General features: G+C 43.6%; 27 protein-coding genes. 11 read left to right on the plus strand and 16 right to left on the minus strand.

The window, feature by feature from the left end:
• Positions 1-113: 113 nt before the first annotated feature.
• The 3 genes from AC6I7V_RS09335 to AC6I7V_RS09345 all read left to right on the plus strand — a co-directional run bounded on the left by AC6I7V_RS09335 (position 114) and on the right by AC6I7V_RS09345 (position 3,426).
• Entirely contained in the window at positions 114-1,895 is a 1,782-nt protein-coding gene (locus AC6I7V_RS09335) for a terminase large subunit domain-containing protein (protein WP_498010752.1), read from the plus strand.
• The gene (locus AC6I7V_RS09340; protein WP_060641575.1) at positions 1,892-2,920 is read left to right on the plus strand and encodes a phage portal protein; all 1,029 of its coding nucleotides are present in this window, start codon (positions 1,892-1,894) and stop codon (positions 2,918-2,920) included. Before AC6I7V_RS09335 ends, AC6I7V_RS09340 begins: the two co-directional genes overlap by 4 nt.
• A gap of 248 nt (positions 2,921-3,168) precedes the next feature.
• Positions 3,169-3,426 carry an ogr/Delta-like zinc finger family protein gene (locus AC6I7V_RS09345; protein ID WP_228026880.1) on the plus strand — a complete coding sequence of 86 codons (258 nt, stop codon included), beginning with the start codon at positions 3,169-3,171 and terminating at the stop codon, positions 3,424-3,426.
• On the opposite strand, the gene AC6I7V_RS09350 is transcribed toward AC6I7V_RS09345, so the two are convergent.
• Positions 3,368-3,607 carry a hypothetical protein gene (locus AC6I7V_RS09350; protein ID WP_255230270.1) on the minus strand — a complete coding sequence of 80 codons (240 nt, stop codon included), beginning with the start codon at positions 3,605-3,607 and terminating at the stop codon, positions 3,368-3,370. The genes AC6I7V_RS09345 and AC6I7V_RS09350 overlap by 59 nt on opposite strands.
• A gap of 231 nt (positions 3,608-3,838) precedes the next feature.
• Here AC6I7V_RS09350 and AC6I7V_RS09355 point away from each other — a divergent pair, with 231 nt between their 5' ends.
• Positions 3,839-4,174 carry a helix-turn-helix domain-containing protein gene (locus AC6I7V_RS09355; RefSeq protein ID WP_498010753.1) on the plus strand — a complete coding sequence of 112 codons (336 nt, stop codon included), beginning with the start codon at positions 3,839-3,841 and terminating at the stop codon, positions 4,172-4,174.
• On the opposite strand, the gene AC6I7V_RS09360 is transcribed toward AC6I7V_RS09355, so the two are convergent.
• Positions 4,154-4,324, minus strand: coding sequence for a hypothetical protein (locus AC6I7V_RS09360; protein ID WP_152917526.1), 171 nt, complete (start codon positions 4,322-4,324; stop codon positions 4,154-4,156). The two genes, AC6I7V_RS09355 and AC6I7V_RS09360, sit on opposite strands and share 21 nt — an antisense overlap.
• Before the next feature lie 706 nt (positions 4,325-5,030).
• Between AC6I7V_RS09360 and AC6I7V_RS09365 the strand changes: the two genes are divergently transcribed.
• Both AC6I7V_RS09365 and AC6I7V_RS09370 read left to right on the plus strand, forming a co-directional pair.
• Positions 5,031-5,231 (plus strand): hypothetical protein, encoded by a 201-nt coding sequence (locus tag AC6I7V_RS09365; RefSeq protein WP_498010754.1) that lies wholly within the window; start codon positions 5,031-5,033, stop codon positions 5,229-5,231.
• 199 nt (positions 5,232-5,430) lie between these two features.
• Complete coding sequence (locus tag AC6I7V_RS09370) at positions 5,431-6,054, plus strand: hypothetical protein (protein WP_498010755.1); 624 nt, start codon at positions 5,431-5,433, stop codon at positions 6,052-6,054.
• Positions 6,055-6,085: 31 nt separating this feature from the next.
• Here the strand turns inward: AC6I7V_RS09370 and AC6I7V_RS09375 are convergent, their stop codons facing one another.
• The 11 genes from AC6I7V_RS09375 to AC6I7V_RS09425 all read right to left on the minus strand — a co-directional run bounded on the left by AC6I7V_RS09375 (position 6,086) and on the right by AC6I7V_RS09425 (position 12,391).
• On the minus strand, positions 6,086-6,295 hold the full coding sequence (locus tag AC6I7V_RS09375) for a hypothetical protein (protein WP_060641579.1): 210 nt from the start codon (positions 6,293-6,295) through the stop codon (positions 6,086-6,088).
• Between the two features lie 13 nt (positions 6,296-6,308).
• A complete protein-coding gene (locus tag AC6I7V_RS09380) occupies positions 6,309-8,816 on the minus strand; it encodes a replication endonuclease (protein ID WP_498010756.1) in 2,508 nt (835 codons plus the stop codon).
• 6 nt (positions 8,817-8,822) lie between these two features.
• Positions 8,823-9,275, minus strand: a complete 453-nt coding sequence (locus AC6I7V_RS09385; protein ID WP_498010757.1) for a hypothetical protein — start codon at positions 9,273-9,275, stop codon at positions 8,823-8,825.
• The gene (locus tag AC6I7V_RS09390) at positions 9,272-9,499 is read right to left on the minus strand and encodes a hypothetical protein (protein WP_239841384.1); all 228 of its coding nucleotides are present in this window, start codon (positions 9,497-9,499) and stop codon (positions 9,272-9,274) included. The genes AC6I7V_RS09385 and AC6I7V_RS09390 overlap by 4 nt, the downstream gene beginning before the upstream one ends.
• Before the next feature lie 220 nt (positions 9,500-9,719).
• Entirely contained in the window at positions 9,720-10,121 is a 402-nt protein-coding gene (locus AC6I7V_RS09395; protein ID WP_498010758.1) for a hypothetical protein, read from the minus strand.
• 3 nt (positions 10,122-10,124) lie between these two features.
• Positions 10,125-10,532, minus strand: coding sequence for a hypothetical protein (locus AC6I7V_RS09400; RefSeq protein WP_498010759.1), 408 nt, complete (start codon positions 10,530-10,532; stop codon positions 10,125-10,127).
• Positions 10,529-11,032 (minus strand): hypothetical protein, encoded by a 504-nt coding sequence (locus tag AC6I7V_RS09405; RefSeq protein ID WP_498010760.1) that lies wholly within the window; start codon positions 11,030-11,032, stop codon positions 10,529-10,531. Before AC6I7V_RS09405 ends, AC6I7V_RS09400 begins: the two co-directional genes overlap by 4 nt.
• Before the next feature lie 81 nt (positions 11,033-11,113).
• Positions 11,114-11,464, minus strand: coding sequence for a hypothetical protein (locus AC6I7V_RS09410; RefSeq protein WP_498010761.1), 351 nt, complete (start codon positions 11,462-11,464; stop codon positions 11,114-11,116).
• A gap of 34 nt (positions 11,465-11,498) precedes the next feature.
• Entirely contained in the window at positions 11,499-12,038 is a 540-nt protein-coding gene (locus AC6I7V_RS09415; RefSeq protein ID WP_072859696.1) for a phage regulatory CII family protein, read from the minus strand.
• A 9-nt stretch (positions 12,039-12,047) separates the two neighbouring features.
• Complete coding sequence (locus AC6I7V_RS09420) at positions 12,048-12,194, minus strand: hypothetical protein (RefSeq protein WP_498010762.1); 147 nt, start codon at positions 12,192-12,194, stop codon at positions 12,048-12,050.
• Positions 12,191-12,391 carry a hypothetical protein gene (locus AC6I7V_RS09425; protein ID WP_032552218.1) on the minus strand — a complete coding sequence of 67 codons (201 nt, stop codon included), beginning with the start codon at positions 12,389-12,391 and terminating at the stop codon, positions 12,191-12,193. Before AC6I7V_RS09425 ends, AC6I7V_RS09420 begins: the two co-directional genes overlap by 4 nt.
• Before the next feature lie 190 nt (positions 12,392-12,581).
• Between AC6I7V_RS09425 and AC6I7V_RS09430 the strand changes: the two genes are divergently transcribed.
• The 4 genes from AC6I7V_RS09430 to AC6I7V_RS09445 all read left to right on the plus strand — a co-directional run bounded on the left by AC6I7V_RS09430 (position 12,582) and on the right by AC6I7V_RS09445 (position 16,589).
• Positions 12,582-13,187 (plus strand): phage repressor protein CI, encoded by a 606-nt coding sequence (locus AC6I7V_RS09430; protein WP_498010763.1) that lies wholly within the window; start codon positions 12,582-12,584, stop codon positions 13,185-13,187.
• Positions 13,188-13,298: 111 nt separating this feature from the next.
• Positions 13,299-13,838, plus strand: a complete 540-nt coding sequence (locus tag AC6I7V_RS09435; RefSeq protein WP_498010764.1) for a BRCT domain-containing protein — start codon at positions 13,299-13,301, stop codon at positions 13,836-13,838.
• Positions 13,839-13,876: 38 nt separating this feature from the next.
• Positions 13,877-15,463 carry an SNIPE associated domain-containing protein gene (locus AC6I7V_RS09440; RefSeq protein ID WP_498010765.1) on the plus strand — a complete coding sequence of 529 codons (1,587 nt, stop codon included), beginning with the start codon at positions 13,877-13,879 and terminating at the stop codon, positions 15,461-15,463.
• A 67-nt stretch (positions 15,464-15,530) separates the two neighbouring features.
• A complete protein-coding gene (locus AC6I7V_RS09445) occupies positions 15,531-16,589 on the plus strand; it encodes a phage integrase (protein WP_498010766.1) in 1,059 nt (352 codons plus the stop codon).
• A gap of 119 nt (positions 16,590-16,708) precedes the next feature.
• Here the strand turns inward: AC6I7V_RS09445 and AC6I7V_RS09450 are convergent, their stop codons facing one another.
• The gene (locus tag AC6I7V_RS09450) at positions 16,709-17,149 is read right to left on the minus strand and encodes a YcgN family cysteine cluster protein (RefSeq protein WP_498010767.1); all 441 of its coding nucleotides are present in this window, start codon (positions 17,147-17,149) and stop codon (positions 16,709-16,711) included.
• A 159-nt stretch (positions 17,150-17,308) separates the two neighbouring features.
• Here AC6I7V_RS09450 and AC6I7V_RS09455 point away from each other — a divergent pair, with 159 nt between their 5' ends.
• Positions 17,309-17,557 carry a YkgJ family cysteine cluster protein gene (locus AC6I7V_RS09455; RefSeq protein WP_032551915.1) on the plus strand — a complete coding sequence of 83 codons (249 nt, stop codon included), beginning with the start codon at positions 17,309-17,311 and terminating at the stop codon, positions 17,555-17,557.
• 77 nt (positions 17,558-17,634) lie between these two features.
• Here the strand turns inward: AC6I7V_RS09455 and recR are convergent, their stop codons facing one another.
• A complete protein-coding gene (gene recR / locus AC6I7V_RS09460; protein ID WP_255230252.1) occupies positions 17,635-18,234 on the minus strand; it encodes a recombination mediator RecR in 600 nt (199 codons plus the stop codon).
• Positions 18,235-18,294: 60 nt separating this feature from the next.
• Entirely contained in the window at positions 18,295-18,624 is a 330-nt protein-coding gene (locus AC6I7V_RS09465; RefSeq protein ID WP_004748326.1) for a YbaB/EbfC family nucleoid-associated protein, read from the minus strand.
• Between the last annotated feature and the right edge of the window lie 101 nt (positions 18,625-18,725).

The raw sequence follows: 18,725 nt of genomic DNA on the forward strand, positions 1-18,725 counted from the left end.
TGACTGACTGCTTTCAGCCACTTCAATTCCTAGAAATTCGGATTTTGGCTAAATCCGAATTCATCCGAATTTTGCTTAGTCATTTGCGAGTTTTCGGGGCGTATGATGCAGCTATGGCATATTCAGAAGAAATAAAAGAGGCCGCGAAAAAGCTTTATTTACGCGGGGTACCTCCAAAGGAAATAGCGGCGCAACTTAACCTAAATAGCGACCGCATCATTTATACCTGGGCGGGGAAATTCGGCTGGGCTTTGTTGTTGAACGAACTTTCTGTAGAGGAAATGATTAACCGCCGTTTGGCCGTGTTAATTGATAAAGACGAGAAAAGCGATCAGCAGCTTAAAGAAATGGACAAGCTTATAGACCATCACGTTAAGTTGCTAAAAGCTCATGCCGATGCAAAAGCAAAAGCTGAACGTATGCTTTCGCAAGGCAGCTCGAAGTCGAATGGTTCCGAGCCGTCTAATCAAAGCCGTGGTGGTAGTGGCAACAGCAAGAAAAAAGGTAAAGGCAAAAACAACATCGAGCACCTTTGTGAAGGTGACTTTGTAGGTTGGCATGAATCACTGTTCGAATATCAGCACACGATGCGTAACAACATCAAACAGCGTATTCGCAACATCCTTAAATCACGCCAAATCGGTGCGACTTACTATTTCAGCGGTGAAGCGTTAGAAGATGCAATCCTAACGGGCGATAACCAAATATTCCTTTCTGCTTCTCGCGCTCAAGCGGAAGTTTTCCGCAGCTACATTATTGCTATTGGTAAAGAGTTTTTAGACATCGAGTTAACCGGTAACCCAATCATTCTTTCTAACGGCGCAGAACTTCGCTTTCTATCAACCAACAGTAAAACAGCCCAGAGCTACCACGGCCATGTTTATGTTGATGAATATTTCTGGATACCTAAGTTTGATGAGCTGAACAAACTTGCTTCAGCAATGGCGACGCATAAGAAGTGGCGTAAAACCTACTTTTCTACACCGTCTTCAAAAATGCACCAGGCTTACCCATTTTGGACGGGCGACCAATGGCGAAAAGGCAAAGAGTCTCGCGCCAAGATTGAATTTCCAACCTTTGAAGAATATCGCGATGGTGGCCGACTCTGCGACGATAAGCAATGGCGTTATGTTGTCACCATTGAAGATGCCGCTAATGGTGGTTGTGACCTATTCGACATTGACGAACTTCGAGAAGAATACAGCCAAGACGACTTCAACAACCTGTTTATGTGTGTGTTTGTCGATGGTTCGCTTTCTGTCTTCAAGTTCTCTGATCTTGAAAAAGGCATGGTAGACGCGGCGCACTGGCAAGACTTCAAACCAAACAACAAACAACCCTTTGCCCATCGAGAGGTTTGGTTAGGTTATGACCCATCCCGAACCCGAGACAATGCCTGCTTGGTGGTTGTGGCACCGCCTGCTGTAGCGGGTGAAAAATTCCGTGTATTGGAAAAGCACTATTGGAAAGGGCTCAACTTCCAGTATCACGTTTCAGAAATCGAAAAAGTCTTTCAGCGTTACAAAGTCACTTACATTGGCGTCGATACCACAGGTATTGGTGGCGGTGTTTGGGATTTAATTTCTAAGAAATACCCGCGTGAGGCTCACGCAATCCACTACAGCAACGAACAAAAAAACCGCCTAGTAATGAAGATGATCGACGTTGTAGAAGCCAACCGACTTCAATTTGATGCCGAGCATAAAGACATTGCTATGGCATTTATGGCGATTAAGCGAGTACCAACGGCCAGCGGTAACGCCATGACATTCAAGGCAGAGCGCAGCCAGACCACAGGCCACGCCGATGCATTCTGGGCTATTTCTCACGCCGTCGCCAATGAGCCGTTAGATCACTCAACACCAACTAAATCAACTTGGGCAACTGCAGCATGACCGAGCAAACAGAAACTTTAGTCAAACAAGAAGAACAAACACCCGAGTCGGTCTACCACATCGACTCAACACCTGAAGCCATCGACTCTAATAGTTGGATGACTTCCTACTCAGATTTGTTTTACAACGATTCCGACAATTATTGGGAACCGCCAATTTCACGCGCTGGATTAGCCGACATTGCCAGAGCCAACGCTTATCACGGCTCTTTGTTGATTGCTCGGGCAAACTATGTCGCAGGACGATTTCAACGAGGTGGGGCGACTCGCCGCAGACACGTTCAAGCCTTTTGCCGTGATTACTTCACCTTTGGGGATGGCGGTTTCTTAAAAATCCGTGATGGCTTTAAACGTGTAGTACGTTTGCACCCGTTACCGGGCATGTATTTACGTAGGCGCAAAAACGGCAACATTGTTATTTTAGAACGAGACAACCAGCAACGAGAATACCGCAAAGAAGATGTGATCTTCTTGCCTCAGTACGACCCACAACAACAAATTTATGGGTTACCTGATTACTTAGGCAGTATTCAGAGCAGCTTACTAAATAAAGATGCCACTCTATTTCGTCGCCGTTATTACAAGAACGGGGCTCACATGGGCTTTATCTTCTACGCTTCTGACCCGAACCTAAGTGAAGAAGACGAAAAGAAGATGAAGGAAACCATTGCAAGCTCCAAGGGCGTGGGTAATTTCCGCAGCATGTTTGTGAACATTCCAAACGGGAAAGAGAAAGGTATTCAGTTAATCCCTGTGGGTGACATTGCCACTAAGGATGAATTTGAACGGATTAAAAACATTACCGCCCAAGATATTCTAGTGGGCCATCGCTTCCCAGTAGGTAAAGCAGGGATCATCCCTCAAGGTACCACCAGTTTGGGTGACCCGATTAAGATTGGCAGCGAATACGCCAAAGATGAAATCATTCCTGTTTGTGAGCTGATTATGGATGAAGTGAACAGCGACCCAGAAATCCCCAAACGACTCCATTTAAAGTTTGATACCGATACGGGAACAACTGCATAAAACTGTACAAAAACACAGGCATTGACGTAATATTGTTCTGTCAGTCAAATAAGTTAGGTCAATGTATGCGAGTTTATTGCAAATGTGGTGAACGCGCGATTGTAAATAGAAGCCAAAGCACGGAAAACAATTGCGCTGATTTGTCATGTTCCTGTACCGACCCAAATTGCGGTCATTCTTTTGTCAGTTCTATAGGGTATCGTCACTCATTAAAGCCTTCCAAGATTCATTTAGGTATGGGCGCTTTTATGCGTGGAACCCGAGTTCATTGCGGTTGTGGCGAACGGGCGGTGATTAATAAAACCAACCGCCTATCGAACGACTGTGCAGATTTGTATTGTGAGTGTAAGAACCCAGCGTGTGAACATCAGTTTGTTATGTCTTTGTATTTTAGTCACACACTAAGCCCGTCATCGAAAGATACCAGTGAACTGGCTAACTGCTTAATCAAGGTGCTAAAGCCTGATCACCGTGACCACTTAAAGCAGCAGTTAGCTTTGTTTTAACCAATTCGACCTCGCATTCAGACCCATTAACATGGACAGCTTTTAGCTGTCCTTTTTTATGGGCAAGAATCAACGAAATTAAGAACATGCCAATGTCTTGGTTATCTTCATTGTTGCCGCTTGTATCCTCAGCCAAAGCGCATAAAACAAACGCCTCCGCATTGTTATGTAGTTCAGACATTTAGCCTCCTAACTGACGATTTACTGTATATTAATACAGTGGTTTTCCCTGTACAAATTTAATTACTTTTTATGTGGTCAACTACACTTAGAAAATGCAATAGATTTCACTGCGCAGTCTAAAGTTAAAACAACTCTAATTATTTGAATTATTTAGCATTTATTTAACTGCTAACCACGGCTGGCTTTTCATCCATCCAATACGCCATATTTGGCGCACTAAGGGATAGAAATGCCGATACTAAAAAACAATACCTATTCAATTAATCAATACTTTACCCAATTAAGGATCGCACGAGGCACAACACAGAAAGACGTTTCAAGGCAGACAGGGATTCCCTATCGAACAGTGCAACGGCTAGAACAACATCGCGCCGTGATCAACGCAGAACAAATAGAAAAGCTGTGTGAGTTTTACCAAATCAGCTTGTTGGAGATGGCGCAAGGCACCCTAGCTTTACGCCCCACCAATAGTATTGAGCTGTTAACCTACTTGGAAAGACTCCCAGAACCTGTAAAAAAATCGCTCACGGAACTGGTAAAAACACTAAGCCACCGTGTTGAGTGATTGCCAGTCTCTCTCATAGATTGCGTCTTGAATTGCACAGAAATGACTGAGCACTTGAAGCTTTTCTTCTAAGGTTTTGGCTTTAGCGAGCTTTTCTTCTCGCATCTCAATCACAAAGTGATAGGTGGTTTCTGGTTTTGTCAAATTCATACTATTCTCCTAGTTTCCCTTTAGCTGATTTATACACACTGCATCCCGATATTTAGTTTTTTGGCCGCTCTTTTCTACACAACGTTACCTGTAGATAAATACGCTAATCTCAATGCCAAAAATGCGGTCCCTATTAAACGCTACCACGACTTTAAAATTTCCAAAGTCGCCCGTAATTACAGGGTTGAACCAGTTGGTTTCGAAGTCACAATATCAAACTGAAATAGAATCCAATTTGACGACAGATACGGTCAGCGTTTTTTCCGTGCCACAAAGTCAGGCTCAAAAAATGGATCTGTGCTTAATAAAAATTGAAGTTGGGAGGTTTGAGAAGGAGGGTGTATTTATACTGCCAAATCAGATTTATGAGTCAACCATATTCTTTGCGCAAAAAAGCAGCAAGAAAATAAACTCTATATTTTCAATGCGTTAAGTGTGGTAACTATAATGCCACAGTCGAAGTTGTGAAATTCATCACAGCCGAGTGATGGCTAAGTATCACCATTAATCTACCTAGATCCTAGTCACGAATTACCACAATCTGTACTTACATTGGGTCTGATGTGAACTATCATAATTTATGTAATGTAGAGATATTGATAAACATTGATGCGTATTGATTAAGATTTGACAATGCGACGATTGTTTGAAACTTTAGAGTAATGTATAGTTTGCGTCACCACTAATAACAGCAAAGGATACGCGTATGCTTAGACTTTTTAGCTTTAAAAAAGATGAGAAACCTGATCGCTTGCTGAAACTAATGTTAGAAAACCATGATCGGGTGACCATCAGTCACAATGGAGTTGTACGGGTAAACCTCGAAAACGAGGACGTTAAAAAAGAGATTCAAAAGCACATTGAGAAACTCAAAGAGCTTGATGAATTAGAAAAATACGCCGTATAACATGGGAATAACTTTAGTCGTGGTAGTCCTCATCTCGGGCTACCTTTTTTCTTATTTACACCTATCTTCCCACTACAAGCTCACCAGAACTGAAGGCTGGCACTCATACTTTTTTGTGGCCGCCCGTGGAATTTTCTTCGCCGTCTCTAGCATGGTAATTTGCTTTTTAATCGACTATTACGATTGTGTGGCCAAACTCATGCAAATGTACGGTTGGAAACTGCAAGATTTTAGCAAACTGGCAATAAGTGCAGATATGTTAAAGCAAGGCTCTTGGGCTATTTTAACTGTCGTTCTTGCTCTGATTACAGGGCTTTTAACTCTTGCTGTTTACAAAATATGCCCAAGACGAAAAGCACAAAAAATAAAGGACATTGTCAATGAGAACCACCTTGAAAAGTTCATCGTTGAGGCTTCTTACACACAGTTCCCAATCGCAATCACGTTAAAGTCACGTAAAACCTATATCGGTATCTGCTTAGGTGATGAGCTAATCAACAGTAAAATTGAGCACATTTCTATTATTCCACTGCTCAGCGGTTATCGAGACAAAGACGACTTATCTATCGACATAACAAACAACTACCAAGCTCACTACATTGAAGAAGGTATCGAGGAAGGTATTCACGAAGAGCTAACAAAAGATCACTTTCGAATTATAGTTCCAACCGACCACATCGAGACATTTTCGTTTTTCGATCTAAGCACCTACGTTAAATTCAAGAAGAAAGAACTAGAAAAAAAGCGCAAAGCTAATAGCATGCCATACCCTGATACCTATGTTTCGCACATTACATACAATTCATCGACACCTCAGCAGTAGCGCCAAGCCTTCTGCTGATTATTTGATACCATTATCGCCCAATGTTCTTCAACGCCGCATAGTAGGCAGCACCTTGCATCTTTATTGCCGTTTCGTTCTCCTTTTTTGACAACGCGTTTTTAAGCGCCAACTGGATTTCAAAGTCGGTCGCCTCTCCACTCATTTCCGATACATATTCTTCAATTGCCGAACTGAGCACATTTACCAGCTCCATATCTAGGCTTTCACGATTAGTGTTCATAACTTCTTCTCTCCTACGCTAACGGCCAATCGCTTTCCAATTCAGGGAAGAACGAAAGGTCTGGTTGTTGGTATTCATCTTTTACTTGCTCAGGTTGAGCAAATAGTTGGTCCCACCCTTCAAAATCCATCCATTTCAGATCATCTGCCGGTGCACGGCTGACTTCGACAAGCTGTGCTAGACGTTTATTGCCGTGTTCGTCTACCTCCGCAGGGCGGATTTTAAGACTTGTCTCGTTATCTACTTTTAGTGAGCTGCCTTTTAGCAATGCAGTTAAGGCAAAGTCATCAATATTTGGTGGGCTATTCGCCAATATTTCATTTGGAGCTAATAACCTGGTTAGCTGATCGCAGACCTGTACTTTCTCGGGCTCCGTACAGTTATTGACAGAACTCCGAGAGGAGCCAGAGGCTCCAGAAAGAGCAAGAGCCCCCGCTTCAACATCATCGTTAACCTTTGATTTCTTCTGAATCGTCCAAACTTTGGTGCGTGTTTTAATGGTTTCTTCTGGTGTCGCGAAACCTTCGATTTTGCGAACGTCTTCCCCATGTGGTGAAGCAAACGGCAAAACCTCATAAGAGTTCACGATCAGCAAATCTTCACGCTTAACGAATGGGCCACCTTGCCCCATGATGTAACCTTGCCAGTTACCATGGTCGGCAGCTTTTAAAGTGTCTGTGATGCTCGCATCTTCTGACTTGGTGCGTGCTTGGTAGCTATCACCGATCACCTTCATTAACTCTTCATTGGTGATCAGCTTGCTCGGCTTGATAGGCCCAACCAAATCACGCTGCAACATCGAGTAAATAGTGAGTAGGTCGACACGCTCTTGCATGAAGAGGTATTCCATAAAGGCTTTTTTGTTCTGGTTAGCAAAGCGGCGTAATTCACGGTAAGTCGTAACCGGTGCACCACCGAAGAACTGGAACTGGCGGATGTTCCAACGGCTTTTCCAAGCACTCACATTCTTCGCCATGTCTTTAACTGACTTGCCAGTTTCGTCGGACACTTCATCGTCCATAGCGAAACCGTCTATGTTTTTGGAAATGTATTTAGCGATGTAGCCTGTTGCGGTGCCTAACTCTGGGTCAATGTCACCCACATCACAACGAGCCGAGTGATCAAACTTGCCTTGTTTATCAAATAGCTCATGCTTGTCTTCTTTCGTTGCGTAATCGACAAATATTTCTGTAACTAACTCTTTATCCTCTGGTTTAACCCAGATAAGCAAGTGCCAGTGTGGTGTGCCATCATGGTGTGGTTCGGCTACGCGAACCCCAAACCAACGAATGTCTTTGCGGCCCAACTTGGCGCGGATTCGTTGCCATACATTGTTTAAGTACGTTTGTGCATCACGTGGGCTTGCGCCGTTCCAGTGACCAATGAAACCGCCTTTCTTGTATGAGTTGTGATATTTAGCTGGCGTGGTCAGCGTTAAGAACAAACCTTGCAAACCAAGTTCGTTTCCAATGTCTTCACAGCCACGGCAACGAGTCATCAGTTCATGACGTCGAATTGCAGGGTTAGACACGCTTTTCAATACCATTGGAGCCAGATCAGTTACTTCTTCGGTTTCTTCATCAAACAGTTCATGCTGCTTAATGAACTCCCAATTTTTGGTCTGCTGCTCTCGGTGCTCGCGAATGCAATCCCATGAGGCATAAGGAGAGGCTTTTGAAGAAACTTGTCCCATTGCGATGGCAAGATGCTCGCGCATGATTTTGCGAATCTTCTTTAAGCGGTCACACCACCACTTCTCGCTGATCAGCCTTGAGATGTCTTGTAGGGCAGATAGTTCGGATTGGTCTTTGTACTTGCGAGGAGGCTTAACACCAAAAGTATCTGTCACGAACTTAGCTACTTGCTCATAGGTGAACACTGCCGCCATTTCAGTACCTAAAGCTGTTTTCGCATGGTACTTGCTCGCTTCTATCATTCTAAAGCGGTCAACAATATTGGAGATATTAAAAGCCATGTCGCGTAATTCTGTTTGCTCAAGCTCTGCTAGCAATCGGTTTTTAACTGGCTTTCGGTTACGCTCTGCATGCTCAAAGTCAAAGTAAGCTTGGCTGTTGTTAGCTAAGTCGCTTTGGTCAGTGCTCTCATTATCTTCACTGAGCAAAGCAACCTTTTGGGTTGTCGGTAGTTTTTTGTATTTGCGCAAAACCATAAGCGCTCGCTCTGCAGCTGGCCCCATGCGCTCACGCAAAAAGATGTTCGCTTCTCTTCTGCTTTTCTTTTCGAAAACGGAAATGTAACGAGTCACGAAGTACTTGGTTAGGTAATCCGGTAGGTCTTTAAGTCTTTCTCGTGCCCATTCGAAATCTTCTGGGTTCGCTTCAAATAGTTTGCGTTCAATGACACTCATGCCTTCCGGTTCACGATCAAACACAGGGCGTTCTGCCAAAACTTCTACCGCCTTAGGTTTTTGCGGATAAACGTGCAAATGCCCCCATTGCTGACAAGCGATGGAGGCTGCACGTTTTTGTTTAGTTGAGAATTCAGGTTTTGAAGAGCTCAAAGCCGATCACCCATTACGTCTAATGCGGTATTTCAAAATGCATTGGACATAGCTGTAATCAAGATCCATCTTTTCGGCAATCTGATACGGCTTTAACCCCTCATCCTCTAAAGCACGGCACAGTTCAACGTCACCCGCACAATGTTTAGCTAAATGATGCTGATCACCGTACTTTTGAAACGTCACACCAAGCTGCTTGGCTTTACTCTTGATGCCAACTTCTGTTCGATTTAGATGCTTTCCAATTTCTTTGGCAGTCATGCATTGCGCATTAAGTTTCAGAAATTGCTCTTCTTTGTTTGTCCAAGATTTCTTTACTACATTTACCAAACTGTAAGCGAGAGAAATACCACGTCGAGACGCAGCAGAACGGAGGTAATCGCTAGAAATTCCATAGTCTTGAGCTATGTCCTTTGCAGGACGTGAACCTGCTTCTTTCAATGCGGCCTGTATGCTCATACTTCCTCCAATTCTTGAGTTGTAACCAACATAAAACCGCCTTTCCCTTTTCCCTTGCTGATCACCCCTTTGTGTAGGTGAGTGCAACTTAGGTCTTGGCAAGCTTGTTCAATGGCCACTTCCATTGATTCAAAGTCGCCAACCAAAACATTGGCAACTTCTTGGGTATCTTGATGGCGGACGATTCCGCCATCAGGACAAAGCATTACTGCGGCGTATTGCATGATGGTTCCTCCATTCCTAGGTACCTTTTGGCCTTCCAAATGAATGCGTACTGGGCAATTGGATCATTTAAAAACTCACTGAGCTTTGACTCTGGAATCGTAATTGAAACACCCCAACCATCGTTGCCCGTAAAGGTGACATAAACTGCTCTGGCTGAATTCACCCATCCTGCGTTTGTGACTTTCAGTTTTTCTCCGTGGCTTACAAATTCATGCAGCATCACATCGCCTCCACTGTTGGATGACCATGTAGCGGCTCACAGTCTCTCCACCACATTTGCATGGTTGCGTTTTGGCTAGTGCTTTTGGTGCAAGCAGAAACAAAGAAAAGTGCGCGAATTGCACCTAAGGCTTGATGATGCATTGCGCTATCAGTTGATTGGTTGAATACAACAACCCAGAAAACCCACCAAGCAGTAATAAAATCTTCAAGACATAACCCTTGCTCAGTGCCGTTCACGTTCACCAACATAGCGCGAGTAGAATCAAGCTGAAGCATTGCGCCCTGGCTTGAATCAACGCCTTTGAACACACGAATGAACTGCTCAATTTTGCGAGTGGTAAAGCCTTCACCACGAAGGCCGTGCTCTAAATCTTTACGAAATACGGTGATAGTGCTCATGCCTTACCCCTCAATCACTGACAAGCAGTACTGTTCAAATTGATAAAGCGCCTCATCGTCGAAGCGGCCAAGATCACGCAGAGCAAGCATTTCAATAAACAAGCTGCGGTTTTTCATATCTAGCTGCGACCAATGGTGTAGCTGTGGTTTAGCATTCTCGTTTTGATAAGAGCGATACCAGCTCACATAGGTATGAGCGAAGAACACGCTTGCACGATCACCCTGCATTGCTTCTTTGATGTCGGCTAAAACGTCTTCTAGTGGGCGGTGGGTTTGAACAGGAGTTAGCTTTTTAGCGATAGCATCAAGCTGAATCACGATTTCTTCTTGCTGCGCTGTGCTGCTTTTTTCAAAGCGTGCGGCAATCTGTTCAAACGACTGGTTGAATAGTTGTGCGTAGATGTTGCTCATGCTTCCACCTCCGCGATAGATTCAGAGGCTTCATGCGCATCAGCAATTAGGTCTATGAGTTTGTCTTCAATTGCCAACAGCTCTGCTAGAGCGTTATCGCTCTGCAAGAAAATATTTTCATTAACTGTTAAGCCGCCTTCTTGCTTCAATGAGCTTGCGCGAACACAAACACAATCTACAGAAGCTGCGTAGTCGACAGAGGTATGAATTAAGTCTTTGTTGGTGATTGCCATATTCATGATGGTATTAATCACATCCATAAGATCACGACTGGCAATTACATCTACTAGTTGGCGACTCTTGTTAGCTAATACTTCTGGCGGTAATTCATCATGCTCAATAAGGCCGACGTTCTTTGGCAGAACAGAGCTCAACGCAAATGCTAATTTACGTTGATGACTCAATGTGCTGTCGTGAAGTTGTCGAGCTTTGGTTAAGAACTCCATGGCTTCTTGGTGAAGTTCTTTTGCTTGCTCAAGTTCAGATTTGTTTTCGTTCATCTTCTATGCTCCTACGCTAAGACGAAAAAAAAGCCCCCATTCCTTGTGGAATACAGCAGGGGCAAAGGGCTGGCTAGGCTGTTAAATTACTTTGCTGATATCGGAATGCTTTAGGCGGCGAACATCACCCACTTTGCGGTCGAACTTCATCACCATTTCTTTGAGTAGTTGCATGCCAGAACGGACTTTTTGCAACTCAAGGTCATCGAATGAATCAAACTCGCGGCTGTAATCTTTTGGTGGCATACCACCTGCAATCAGAATTAAGCCACGGCTACGATCACTCATTTCGTTATACATATCGCGTAGCTTTCTACGCTTTGCACTTTTATCGAAAAGCGACTTACAGGCGGCAATGCTTTCTGCTGCGCTTGGCGCTCTTTCTTTAAGTGAAGAAGGCTGCATTTCTTGTTGTCTGGCTAACTGACTCATGGTGTTCATATCCTCTTAATCGGGCTCAAGCTGTTTAGGCTAAGCCTGGAATAGGTGCACCATTAGCCAGAAAATCTGTGCCAAATTGCATTAGTGGCTGCAGGCCTGTGGTGCGGTGTTCAAGGTCATTGATAAGCAAAACCAGATTGCCCAAAGCGGCTTGCGCCTTGGCTAAGGTTTTGCGTTTAGTAGATCGCGGTAAACGCTCTGCGGTGCACATGGCTAACGCATCGCTAGAAAGCTCACCAGAGTGGGCGTTTAGCTGAAGAACCCTTTCAAGCAAGTTGAGTTCGTCTTCGTCTTTTGGAAGTGGAATGGTTACAACACCATCATTGGCAAATAACGTGTTTACGATTGAGTAGTCGCCAGAAACGCGGCTGATTAACGCCAACTCAACCGGCTTAAGAACGTGCGGTTGATTTGGGTTCAGCTTGTTGCGAAGCATCGTGCCATTTAGCTCTAACTTTCGGGCAATCGCTTCAACATCGTGATTGACGACAAAATCACAACAAGCTGCATCAAAAGTTTGTTGTTTGAGCTCGCGTAATACACACATTGAGTTATTTGCGTCCATAACCAATACTCATTTAAAGAAGAAAGGAACGAAAACGAATGACCAGCCGATGATATTCAGCCAAAGCGGACATTTGTCTGGGTAGTTTTCTTCCCAAGACTCACTCATTGCATTTTGCTGGGTGAGTTTGGTTTTAGGTGGGATAGCAGAGCTCATACTTGTTGCTCCGCTGCACGTTGGTAAAGCTTGACCAGGTTGATAAGAACGCTGCCGCTTCTGCCTTTCTTCTCTAGAACTGGGATTTCACCTGCAGTGATAGCGCGATCTAAGGAAGATGAAGACCAACCAGTACGACGGATAAACTCTTTTTTAGTACAAAAAGGTGCGTCTACCGCTATTTGAATAGTTGCCATAAGTGTTATCCTACTTGTTTGTGTTTGTTTGATGGCGATTGAGTGAGATTGGTTAGCCATCTTTGTGTATGTGAAAAGCGTACGATCATTTTTTCTCGTTTGCAAAATTTATCTTCTTATTAGAGAAAATAAACCCATTAACGTGATCTAGCGCAATTCAATTACCTATTTGAATAGGAAAATTTCTCTTATGAGCAGGTTAAAGGCAAAAATACCCCCATTTAACTACCTTGGTGGGCGAGATTTCACAGAAAAGCTCAAAAAGGTTACTGGCTGTAAGACTTTTGAGTTGATGAGCGATCGCTACGGTGTGCCAAATTCAACATTTTCAACTTGGCATACTCATAACAGAACAGGTTTTGAATTAATCGTCAGAGAACATTTAGCCACTGGTGCTTCAGTTCGCTTTATGGCTCTTGGAGAGGGTGAACCGTACGACAAGGGAGAAGATCGCACACCCACAGATTCAGTTCTTGTTCATTCAATACTAAATGGTGAACTCGTTGAATCGGGTCAGATAGCTATTGATGCTTTAACACTTGATGGGTATGGACTAAAAGCAAGTACAACTCTGATTATAGAGTTGGACAACCAACGCTGTTTTATCAACAAGGAAGAAACAAACGCCACTTCTGGACGTTACTTGATAGAGATAGATGGGGCTCACTCTATAAACCAAGTACAAAGATTACCTGGTAAGAAGCTCGCAATAAGCTTTGGGAACTCGACTATTGAAGCCGCAGAAGAAGACATCAATGTACTTGGCCGTGTAACAATGAGCATGATTAAAGAGTAGACCGGGCTCTAGTTGCCTCAGATCACAAATACGCATCATGTTTCATCAATGCTTATCTAAGCTTGTATTTTTCGGTTAACATCTAGCTTTCAATAAAGGCTAGGAGACAACATGGAAAATGATGACCAAGTTATCTGTACTTACCTATCGCAGAGACAGCGACTATCTACTCAAACTATTGAAAAGCCGACTTTAATGGTTGATGAAAAGGACGAGCCTGTCCACATCCAAGGATGGTGTGCAAACAAGGGCTCACCGCGCACATTACGCTATGACCATGTACTCGCATTTCATGATACCTATGAAGAAGCTGAAGCCTACTTCGAGTTTGCCAAAATCAAACTTAAGCAAGAGGGCTTTGAGTTCAATACTCAACGTTCTCTTGGATCAAGTAGGTACTCTAGCCCTGAAACCATGGATATCTGCTTTACTGGATTCAAAAAGGCAGATAAAAATCAGCTCACTACCTTAGCCCAAAAAAATGGCATGAGCGTTCGAGGTGAGGTTACAAAACACCTCGATATCTTATGCTATGGCTACAATGCAGGCCCCAAAAAACTCGAAAAAGCCCTATCACAAGGTGCGATGATTCTAAACAAAGAGCAGCTGGAAACGCTCATTGAAACTGGTGAAGTACCAGAGGATGTTTAAACTCTTATACAATTAAATGGACTGAATGAGGTATGTCTATGGAAGCAAGTACTATCTTCGCTCTTACAATATTCTTTTTACCCTTGCTTTTACTAATCATCACTCTGGTGATAGGAAAAAGAAGACGAAAAGCGCTCGAATTAAAACTAACTGACGCTAACCATCAAAATGAACTCAACCTTATAAAACTAGCAAAGCTTGAATCTGAGATAGATAGTTTAACTAAGAAATATAGTCCAATTATCGACATTGAAAAACACGCAGCTATATTACTTGATGAAGTAGAAGAAGATGCTACTGCTAAACGTGATCTGTCTTTAAAGCTAGTGTCCGATGCAGAAGCAGAGGCGGAAGTTATTCGCTTAGAAGCTAAAACGTTACGAACAGAAGCAACACAACGCGTAAAAGATTCAAAAGAAAAAGCTGAAACAATCAAATGCGAGGCTCGTGACGAAGCAACCAAAGTTATAAGCTTTGCTGAAGCTAAAGCTAAAGAAATTGCAGGAGATGCATATGAAGCAAAAGCTAAAGCTGACTCATATGAAAAGGCTATCCGAGCAATGCGGAATACCATTGATGGTTATAAAGATGACTATATTATTCCTAACCATTCAGTACTTGATGACCTAGCTGATGAATTTGGCCATAAAGAAGCCGGAGAAGAACTAAAAGCAGCTAGAAAACGCGTTCGAGAGATGGTTAAAGATGGCTATGCTGGCTCATGTGATTATGCAGAGGCCAATCGGAAAACATACGCAATTCACTTTGCTGTAGACGCTTTTAATGGAAAAGTAGACAGTGCCCTCTCAAAAGTTAAGCATGATAACTATGGAAAGATTAAACAAGAAATAGTTGACGCATTCGCCTTAGTAAACCATAACGGTTCACCTTTTCGAAATGCTCGCATCAATCAAGAATTTTTGGATGCTCGTCTAACAGAGTTGAAATGGGCCGTTGCTGCATTCGAATTACGAAGAATTGAACGAGAAGAGCAAGCTGAAATAAGGGCACAAATCCGTGAAGAGGAGCGTGCTATCCGTGAAATGGAGAAAGCTCGAAAAGAAGCGGAAAAAGAAGAGCGACTCATTCAGAAAGCACTTGAGAAAGCTCGCTCAGAATTAGCTCAAGCAACAGAAGAGCAAAAAGAACAATATGAAGCTCAATTGGCGGAACTGGAAAACAAATTACATGAAGCAGAAGAAAAAGGGCAACGTGCACTTTCTATGGCTCAACAGACCAGGCGTGGACATGTTTATGTAATTAGTAATGTTGGCAGCTTCGGTGAGGAAGTCTTCAAGATTGGAATGACCCGACGACTAGAACCAATGGATCGAGTTAAAGAATTAGGTGATGCATCTGTTCCATTTTCTTTTGATGTACACGCCATGATCTATAGTGATGATGCCCCTGCTCTAGAGAAAGAACTACACCGTCGCTTTGACTTACAGTCAGTAAACAAAGTTAACCCTCGTAAAGAGTTCTTCAAAACCACAATTGCAGAGGTCAAACAAGCCGTAGATCAACAAGGCGTATCTGATGTTCACTGGACGTTAAAAGCTGAAGCTGCCGAATATCGTGAAAGCTTAGCTATTGAGAAACAACAGCAGCAAGAAGCTGTTGCCTAAGTGATGGCAAGTACTCGACTGAGTCTCGAGTACTTGCCAAAGACTTTCTAAATAATCACTCCTATCTATGACTGTACGTAAAACAGAAGACGGCAACAAAAAACCATGGATATGCGATGTCCGTCCAAATGGCCGTAATGGTAAACGTGTAAGAAAACGCTTTGCGACTAAAGGTGAAGCACTTGCGTATGAGAAGTTTGTCTTAAAAGAAACTGACGACAAACCATGGTTAGGTGAGAAAAGCCAAACCCGTAGCCTGTTGGATATGATCGACTTATGGCAAGAACGCCACGGCCAATCACTTGCCCATTCCAAATACACTTACAATAAGTTGAAGGTTATGGGCTTGGCGTTGGGCGACCCGCTTTATCATAAGCTCACGGCAACGATGTTTACTGAATACCGCACTCGCCGCCTTGCAGGTGAAGTGGCTGATTTGAATGGCCGAAAGGTTGAAGTGTCTTTTCGTACTTGCAACAACGAACAAGATCTGCTGAATGCTGTGATTGTAGAGCTGCAGCGCATGGGAGAATGGAAAGGCGAAAACCCTTTAAAAGCTGTCCGTCAATTCAAACTTCATGAACCTGAAATGGAATTTCTCACCATTGAGGAAATGCAGAACCTTATCACAAAGGCAGAAGCACACGAATTCCATGATGACATGCATAAGATTATTAAACTTTGTTTGGCTACAGGTGGTCGCTTTCGTGAAGCATCCCGACTAACGGGCGCTCAAATCACAAAATACAAAGTCACGTTCACTCAAACGAAAGGTAAAAAGAATCGCTCGGTACCGATCAGCCCCGAACTTTACGAAGAGATTTACAAGGAAGGTTCTGGCCCATTGTTTAGCATTGGCTATTCGACCGTTTACCGATTCATTGTGAGAAATGTCCCACGACTAAAGCAGCAAGCGGCCCACGTTCTGCGCCATACTTTCGCGTCTTACTACATGATGAACGGTGGCAACATCATCGCCCTTCAACGAATCCTTGGTCATAGCGATATTAAGCAGACCATGCGATACGCACACCTCGCCCCAGATCACCTAGAAGATGTGGTCACAAAGAACCCGTTAGTGAATATCAAACAAGCGGTTTCTGTGGACACTAAAAAGGCAGAATGACCACCCCATGTGGACACTTTAATGTCCACATTGTGTCCACAAATTTTCAGAATATAGATAAATATTGATGATTATTGATGGATAAGCTTTTGATAAAGCCCCACCACGCCTTGTACGGCCTAGTTTCTATTGGGGTGATTTAAAATGTGGTCTTCCCAATCAACAACATCAATCTCATACACTACTTTATTACGTACACTTTCACCCGCAGCGTGCATTGCAGATTTAGAGCAAGTGATCAGTGGGTGCCATTCTGGCAGTGGCTTCTCTTCTGACAGTAGGCGATAAGCACATGTGTCAGGAAGCCAGTGAAACTCATCAATCTTGTCACGAGTTAACTTCAAACACTCTTCACCCGAGCTAAAGCGATTTGGGTAATCTTTACAAGAACACGTCTTACTGTTTAACCAACTACACGCCACGTTGGTGTAGTACACTTCGTCGCTATCTTCATCCATTAGTTTGTGCAGGCAACATTTGCCGCAGCCATCACAAAGCGATTCCCACTCTTGTTCGGTCATCTGTTCTAGTGATTTTTCTTGCCAAAATGGACTGGTCATAATAGGACTTCTTACTCTTTTACTGGGGTGCGTGTTATACCGCTAGCCCACAAAAAGTTCAAGGATAAAAAGTGTTCAGGGGTTAATCACAGACAAAAGCTGTCACAAGCGATAATTTTTGCTACTATCGCGCCCCCTGTTTTGACTGAGTATAAATTGATGGAATGTCGTCTAGGTTGTGGTGCCTGCTGTATTGCACCCAGTATTACATCTGCTATTCCTGGTATGCCAAATGGCAAGCCTGCTGGCGTTCGTTGTATTCAGCTCAATGAACAGAATCTCTGCAAACTATTCGGGCAACCTGAACGCCCAAAAGTGTGTCACCAATTTAAGGCGTGCCCAATCATTTGTGGCAAAACAAATCAAGAAGCGCTCGACAATATCACCGAACTCGAAGCCATCACATAGCCTCTGTCTCAATAAAATTGTTAGCTCATGAACAAAAAAGCCGCTGACTTTCTAGATAAGAGAGCAAGCGGCTGAGATTAGATTTTGTGTCGACCTAATAGTGAGTGAGACAGTGTGGTGCCATCCACCAACTCTAACTCACCACCGACGGGAACACCGTGAGCAATTCGACTAGCGTTCACTTGATGAGCGCTACACAACTCAGCGATATAGTGGGCGGTTGCCTCACCTTCTACTGTTGGGTTAGTCGCAAGAATCACTTCTGCAATATCGCCACGGCGCAGACGGTAGTCCAAAACATCGAGACCGATATCGCTAGGGCCAATACCATCAAGCGGCGATAAGTGCCCCATCAACACGAAGTAACGACCAGAGTACTGACCTGTCGCCTCGATTGCTGCGATGTCTGCAGGGCTTTCAACCACACATATTTGACCATTTTCTTGACGCTTAGGGTTGGTACAAATATGACAAACATCTTCTTCTGTAAAAGTACGACACTCACTACAGTGGCCAATTTCTGTCATCGCTTGACCAAGCGCCTCAGCCAATTGCAGGCCGCCTTTTCTATCGCGCTGTAACAAATGAAAGGCCATACGCTGCGCCGACTTGGGGCCAACCCCAGGTAGACAACGTAAGGCCTCCATCAAATGCTCCAGCATATGACTGGTACGCATTATTCAACCATTTCAGTTTTTAATTCACGATGCACTTAGCACATCACTGAGAAAAACGAATTAGAAAGGCATCTTCATACCTGGTGGAAGTTGCATACCACCAGTTACGCCAGCCATTTTCTCTTTTTGAGTCTCTTCAACACGACGAGCTGCATCGTTGAATGCCGCAGCGATGAGATCTTCAAGCATCTCTTTATCGTCTTCCATTAGGCTTTCATCGATATCAACGCGACGTACACTGTGGCTACCAGTGATCGTTACTTTTACTAGGCCAGCACCAGATTCACCGGTTACTTCCATATTTGCGATTTCTTCTTGAAGCTTTTGCATGCGATCTTGCATTTGCTGGGCTTGCTTCATTAGGTTGCCCATACCACCTTTACCAAACATGATAATCTCTCTGGTCTAATTGGTTATAAAATACATTAAGCAATAACTGACTTAATGGGGGCTGAACCGTTCTGATTCAACCCTATGATACTGTTAATGTG

The sequence above is a fragment of the Vibrio sp. KUL70 genome (genome assembly GCF_059725515.1).